General features: G+C 41.4%; 5 protein-coding genes. 1 reads left to right on the forward strand and 4 read right to left on the reverse strand.

What is annotated here, in order from left to right:
• Positions 1 to 57: 57 nt before the first annotated feature.
• From gyrB to dnaA, 4 genes are all read right to left on the reverse strand, one after another.
• Positions 58 to 2550 (reverse strand): DNA topoisomerase (ATP-hydrolyzing) subunit B, encoded by a 2493-nt coding sequence (gyrB, locus tag RNZ41_RS10730; RefSeq protein ID WP_314027262.1) that lies wholly within the window; start codon positions 2548 to 2550, stop codon positions 58 to 60.
• 262 nt (positions 2551 to 2812) lie between these two features.
• Positions 2813 to 3985 (reverse strand): DNA replication/repair protein RecF, encoded by a 1173-nt coding sequence (gene recF, locus RNZ41_RS10735; protein ID WP_314027263.1) that lies wholly within the window; start codon positions 3983 to 3985, stop codon positions 2813 to 2815.
• Positions 3986 to 4037: 52 nt separating this feature from the next.
• Positions 4038 to 5213, reverse strand: a complete 1176-nt coding sequence (gene dnaN / locus RNZ41_RS10740) for a DNA polymerase III subunit beta (RefSeq protein ID WP_314027264.1) — start codon at positions 5211 to 5213, stop codon at positions 4038 to 4040.
• Positions 5214 to 5316: 103 nt separating this feature from the next.
• A complete protein-coding gene (gene dnaA / locus RNZ41_RS10745; RefSeq protein WP_314027265.1) occupies positions 5317 to 6657 on the reverse strand; it encodes a chromosomal replication initiator protein DnaA in 1341 nt (446 codons plus the stop codon).
• A 501-nt stretch (positions 6658 to 7158) separates the two neighbouring features.
• On the opposite strand from dnaA, the gene rpmH reads away from it, so the two are divergent.
• A complete protein-coding gene (rpmH, locus tag RNZ41_RS10750) occupies positions 7159 to 7293 on the forward strand; it encodes a 50S ribosomal protein L34 (protein ID WP_050326012.1) in 135 nt (44 codons plus the stop codon).
• Positions 7294 to 7386: the final 93 nt, after the last annotated feature.

Consider the following 7386-nt stretch of genomic DNA (forward strand, 5'->3'; position numbering starts at 1 on the left):
ACAACATAAGGTGGTTTCCATTGTATTAAAGTATTAAAACACGACTCTAAAATTGGGTTAAATATCTAAGTTAGTCACCGTTAACGCGTTCTCCTCAATAAAGGCACGACGCGGCTCTACATCATCCCCCATCAGACACGAGAATAAATGGTCAGCAGCAATCGCATCTTCAATGGTGACTTTTAGCATATGGCGATTTTCTGGATCCATCGTGGTTTCCCACAATTGATCAGCATTCATCTCGCCCAACCCTTTGTAACGCTGAATCGCTAAACCACGGCGCGCATCACTCATGATAAATTGCCATAGATAACCCATGTCTTTGATCGGCAGTTTTTTATCACCTTTAGCGATATAAGCGGTATCTGACAACATGTCTTTCCACTGGCTGGTCAAGCGATGCAAACGGCTATACTCACCTGAACCAATAAATGCGGTATCTAACAAGTATGCGTGTGGCAACTGATGGATAAAAATCGTCACGCGCGGTAGATAATAGGTTTTTTGATGATCGCCTTCTTGTTTGCTAAAGGACTCTAATTCAATTTGTGGGTGCAATCCATCTGCCGTCACTGCTAAATTCTGCTCTAACGCTTCTAGCCAATTTCGCATTTTCGCTTCATCTTCAATCATCGGTATGCTAAGCTTGCTGGTGATTGCCAACGCATCCAATACGGCGCTTGGATATTTGATTTGCAAACGGTTTTTGATGGTCTGAGTTTGGTTATAATCATTGAGCAAGGTTTCTAGCGCTTGCCCTGTGACCGCAGGCGTACCTTCACTCAAATGCAACTGGGTATCGTCAATGGTTGACGACAACAAATAGGCCTTTAACTCTTCATCATCTTTAACATACAATTCTTGGCGGCCTTTTTTCACTTTATACAGTGGTGGCTGCGCAATATAAATATGACCACGTTCTAATAGCTCTGGGGTTTGACGGAAAAAGAACGTCAGGAGCAAGGTGCGAATATGTGAACCATCCACGTCCGCATCGGTCATGATGATAATTTTGTGATAGCGTAATTTATCAGGATTGTACTCATCAGGTCCGATGCCTGTACCCAATGCGGTAATCAAGGTACCCACTTCCTGCGACGATAGCATCTTATCAAAACGCGCACGTTCTACGTTTAGAATTTTACCTTTCAGCGGTAAAATCGCCTGCATCTTACGGTTACGCCCTTGTTTGGCAGAACCGCCTGCCGAGTCCCCTTCCACAATGTACAGCTCTGACATCGCGGGGTCTTTTTCTTGGCAATCAGCAAGTTTGCCTGGCAGACCTGCGATATCAAGGGTGGTTTTACGGCGGGTCATTTCACGAGCTTTACGCGCAGCTTCTCGCGCACGGGCGGCATCGATGATTTTACCAGCAATCCCTTTAGCCGCATTGGGATTTTCAAGCAAATAAGCGCTAAACTTATCGTGCATGGCTGATTCAACCGCGGGTTTGACTTCACTTGATACCAGTTTGTCTTTGGTTTGGCTTGAGAATTTTGGGTCAGGTACTTTGACAGAAATAATTGCGGTTAAACCTTCCCGCGCATCGTCACCTGTTACCGCAACTTTTTCTTTTTTCATCAAGTTTTCGCTATCCATATAGCTATTTAGGCAGCGTGTTAATGCCGAACGAAAACCAGAAAGATGGGTACCGCCATCTTTTTGCGGGATATTGTTGGTAAAGCATAATACTTTTTCGTTGTAGCTATCTGTCCATTGCAATGCCACTTCGACGCTGATACCATCATTTTCTTCACTGGTAAAATGAAACACCTCATTTAGCCCAGTTTTGCCCGCATTGATGTAATGAACGAATTCAGATAGACCCCCAACATGTTCAAACTCATGGCGTTTGTCATCGCGCTCATCCGTCAATACGATGCGTACACCCGAGTTTAAAAACGACAATTCGCGTAAACGCTTGGCAAGAATTTCAAAATCAAAAATCGTGCCTGTAAAAATATCATCGCTTGGATAAAAACGCACTTGTGTGCCTGTTTGATGGGTGGCTTCGAGCTGCTTGATAGGCGCTACGGGCTCACCATCAGCATACGTTTGGCTATAGTGGTAGCCATCACGCCAGATATCGAGCACCAGTTTTTTTGATAACGCATTAACCACTGACACACCAACACCGTGCAACCCACCTGAGACTTTATAACTGTTGTCGTCAAATTTACCGCCCGCATGCAGTACTGTCATAATAACCTGCGCGGCTGACACCCCTTCTTCTGGGTGAATATCGACAGGAATACCGCGTCCATTGTCTTTGACGCTGACCGATTCATCTTCGTGGATGATGATGTCAATTTGATCACAGTGACCCGCCAAGGCTTCATCAATGGCGTTATCTACCACTTCAAACACCATATGATGCAAACCTGTGCCATCGTCGGTGTCGCCAATGTACATACCAGGGCGTACACGGACGGCTTCTAAGCCACGAAGTACGCGGATACTGTCAGAACCATAGGCTTTATTTTCTTGATGACTTGATTGGGTAATAGATTGTTGTGTCTGATCGGCTACATTCGCAGATGTATCAGTCATGATGACTCCATAAGTTTTGCATGGCAAAAACGTCAGAACATACTCGATTTTATGGTCAAAATCGTTGATTTTTTTCTTAGTTTTTTGGCGAAAAATAAAGGGTTTATTGTAGCAAATTTTAGGGGAAAAGTCACTGAATATCCCCGCTTATGAGAGGCAAAATGGTGATTTAGCTGAGCTAAAAAAGAAGGAGTTTAAGTTACATCAGTTTGAAAAAATACTTAATCATCTAACCTTAGTCACCTAAAAATATTATTGGTTTTCATAGGTCATTTTGAATGCCTTGTGCTTCAAGGGATAATTGTCTAACACTTCCCTGTTCCACGTGAAACAGTTTTATATTATCCTGCCAAATCTTTTGAATACTCTCAACGATATCTTGGGTGAGACTGGTGATAAACAGCTGTGAATTCACTTGTTTTAAGCCAGTTAATAACAACATAAGTGCGTCATTATCTAATTCCGCTGTGATATCGTCCACCAATACCAAGGGTACTTTATCGACCTGATTGAGTAACGGCAACTGCGATAAGCGAAGCGCCATAACTAATAGTTTTTTTTCACCCCGTGATAGCATATCGGTGGCAAGCAATGTCTGCTTGTGTTTATGCCCTGCTGCATCAGTATGCACTAAATCTAGCACGACATTGATATCAGCCCGATGGCATCCCATACGCGTATAGCCAAGCTCAATGTCAGATGCTAAACGATTGGCTAAGGTAATGGCTAAGCCAGCTTCAGTATCAAACCCCGGGGTATAACGCAATCGTAATTTTTCGGCATACTGGGGTAAAAATTTTTGCACTTGCGCCAAAAAATGGGGATGCCATTGTTCAATGATGTCGGCCCTTGCTTGGTGAATTTTTTCTGCATGTTGACTGAGCTGGTAATCCCAAGCGGATAGCTCTTGCTGTTGCAGGCTAGTCAATGAGGCATTACCAAAATTTTGCTTTAATAAGCTATTGCGCTGTTTTAATAGACGCTGATAAGACAGCCAATTGGGATGAAACGATGGTTCCACGTGAAACCCTAACCAATCTAACATTTCACGCCTTGCTTGACTACCGTCCTCTAGTTGGGCAAGGCTCACAGGCTCGAGTAATAGTGTGGGTAGCAGCTGCGCAAGTGGGCTTTGGGTGACAAGCGACTGCCTATTGAGTCGCAATTGCGTGGTAGCGTCTTGGGATTTGGCAATAGCGACTGTTTGATCATCATTGAGCCTAGCAAAAACCGTCGTATCGCTAAAACCATGCTCAATATAATGCCTCGGTTGATGATGGCGAAAACTTTTGCCGCGCGATAATAAATAGATGCTTTCTAATAGCGACGTTTTCCCGCTGCCATTTTGACCCAAGACCACATTACAACTGCTGGGTTGTAATGCAATCGTGTGAAGATTGCGAAAATGATGAATAGTTAATTCAATAATTTGCATGATTTATCTACTTGACTACTCATCACTAAATTGAAAAAAATATGCCCGCTGACTAAATACGCATTGGCATAACCACAAACTCGTGTTTGCTATCGTTGACTTGCTGTACCAATACCGAAGCATTGGCTTGGCTCATATGAAAGTCAATTTCCCCTTGCAATACATTAAGTACATCTAGCAAATAAGCCACATTGAATGATATCTCTAAGGGCTCACCTTGATACTTAACCTCAAGCTGCTCACTGGCTTCATCTTGCTCAGCATTGCTAGCACGCACCATCAAATTGTTATCACCTGAAAAATCAAAAATCACGCCACGCGATTTCTCATTACTCAAAATAGCCACGCGGCGAAGCACATTCGCTAATTGCTCTTGGCTGATACGGGCAAGTTTGTTGGTTGACGACGGCATAACGCGGCGATAATCAGGGAACTTACCATCAATCAAACGGGCGGTAAAAGCCACCATGATGGCATTTTTTAGCTGACCTGTGCTATCGACTTCCCCAAAGGGGAGTAAAACTTGTAAAAATTCACGACCCACATTGAGGGTGATTTTATTATCTTGATTTGGTAGCATGCGTTTAAGCTCTGCTAACAAACGTTGTAATTCAAGTACGGCTTTTCTTGGTAAAATTGCATCAAGTGCCACGCTCTCATCACACGCTATCACAGTACGTGCCAATGCCAAACGGTGACCATCGGTCGATACTGTCGCCAATTGCCGCTCTTTAACCTCAAACAGCATACCGGTGAGATAGTAACGCACGTCTTGCACTGCCATCGCAAAATGCGTTTTATCGAGCAAATCGACTAGGTCTTCACGGCCCAATTGGATAGGCGTGACTTGCTCGGGCTCACCCAATAGGGGAAAGTCTTGGGCAGGCAAAGTGCTGAGTTTAAAACGACTACTACCGCAGACAATTAAACACTGATTGTCGTTAGCGACAGTGATAGAGACCGGTAAACCGTCGGGCAATAATTTTACGATATCTTTGAATTTGTTGGCAGGAACGGTGATTTCACCTGGTTGTTTGCACGCCGATGCTGGCAAATTAAGGGTGGCTTGTAATTCAAGCTCCAAATCTGACGCTACCATCACCAATTGAGAGGGGGTTAACGCCAATTTCATATTTCCCAAAATCACCATGTTATGGCGTTTGTCAGCGGCTTTTGAAATTAAATTAATCGCTTGTAGTAACAAATCGCGAGAGATTACTAATTGCATGGCACCGCCTCAAATCAAAATGAATGGTTTAACAAATGGAAAAATTACAATCTATTATACGGGGTAATTAACTAAAAATCTTTTTAATCGAGTTAACAAAATACTAGGTCTGTAACATTAATTTTAATGAGCGATAATCCTTATCAAACATCAGATCGCTGACACAAAGTTCTTGAACTTTCTCACAGGCGTGCATCACCGTGGTATGGTCGCGACCGCCAAATGATTGACCAATTTCTGTAAAGCTGTTGTTGGTTAGTTCACGGGCTAAACTCATAGCCACTTGCCGCGGACGAGCGATATGACGTAAACGCTTTTTACCCATTAAGTCTTTGACTGAGATATCATAAAACTCAGCAACAACTTTACGAATATTATCCATGCTGACCGCTTGTACACGCATGGCAATCAAATCTTTTAACGCCATTTGTACCAGCTCTAGATGGATAGGCTGATTGAGCAAACGAGAAATAGCTAGAACTTTGTTGAGCGCGCCTTCCAATTCTCGCACATTGGCGATGATATGCTGAGCGATAAAAATAGCGCACTCTTTTGGCAAAATCACCTCTTGCGCCTTGGATTTTTTTTGCAAAATTTGAATACGGGTTTCTAGCTCTGGCGGCTCTAACGCCACGGCCACCCCCCAAGCTAGACGTGACTTTAAACGCTCGTCAAAATCAGTGAGGGCACTCGGGTGTTTATCGGATGCCAAAATCACCTGTTTATTTTTGCTCATAAAGTCATTGAGCAATAGCAAAAACTGCTCGCTACTTTTTTGCTTGCCGGCAATCACATGAATATCATCAATAATCAATAAATCGGCTTTTTTAATTTTATCTTTGAACTCATCGATTTTTTGTGTTCTTAATGAATGCACCAGCTGGTTGACAAACTTATCGGACGTAAAGTAATAAAAACTTTTGCCTTGCTTTAAAATCTCATGGGCAATTGCTTGCATCAAATGGGTTTTTCCCAAACCTGTCGCACCATAAATAAACAGCGGATTATTTTTAGATTGACCCAAGTTGTTGGCAGTCTCTCGGCAAATACTATAAGCAATTTGATTGGATTTTGCGGTTACGAATTGGTCAAACGTAAAATGCGGATCGATATACTGAAAAGAGCGTTGCTGCTCAGTTTTTACCAGCGTCACTTTTTGCTCACCAAGGTCTTGTGTACCGACAGCATCAGTGATTGCGTTACCCTTATCAATTTGAATCTGCACATGAATCGGTAAGGTTGGCTCAAGCTGTTGTAAAATCGTTTGAATTTGACTTAAATGATTTTTTTCAACATAACTGGCAAAGTACTGGTTAGGTACATTGACAACCATCGTGTTATTATGCATCGAGGCGGATAATGGGCGAATCCACATGGTAAAAATATTATCAGGTACTTGATATTTTAATTCGTCAACGCACTTAAGCCATAATGCATCAGCCATAACTTTGCTTTCCTAATCCAAGCATCTTCAAATTTGGTGTAATGTATCATAAAACAGCGATTTTACAAATAAAATTATTGTGGATAACAATGTGGATATAATTGTTGATAAGTAAAAACAGGAAATTACTAACAAGCTATCAACGGTTTATATACATACTTATCAACATGGCAAATATTTGTTTTTTTATGATTTTTAGTTAAATATCCACAGAAATAGACCTGCTTAATAATAATAAATAATACTTATTGAATATATAATAATAAAATAATTTTTTGTGGATAACTTTTGTTGAATGGTATTTGTTATACAAAAATATTATTTTAAATAAATAAAATAATTGATTGTGTCTGTGATTTAAAGAAAGAAATTAACCAATAATCTTAGTTATCCTTGACCTATTGGTTAAAATTAAGGATAATACTAGATTAACTGTTTTGAAATTTTGTATTTTAACCGCTATCGGTTAAATATCACGTAAATTTAGCCAAGGTGAATCGCATGAAACGCACTTTCCAACCAAGCGTAATCAAACGTAAACGTACTCACGGTTTCCGTGCTCGTATGGCTACTAAGAATGGCCGTCAAGTTTTAGCTCGTCGTCGCGCTAAAGGCCGTCATCGTTTAACGGTGTAATGTCTATTTCTTAACTTGATTTAATGATAATGTTGACATTAAAACAGGTTATAGTAAAAAGCGATATACTTCTTATATCGCTTTTTTTATTGT

Source organism: Moraxella sp. DOX410 (assembly GCF_032248735.1).
GTDB lineage: Bacteria > Pseudomonadota > Gammaproteobacteria > Pseudomonadales > Moraxellaceae > Faucicola > Faucicola tetraodonis.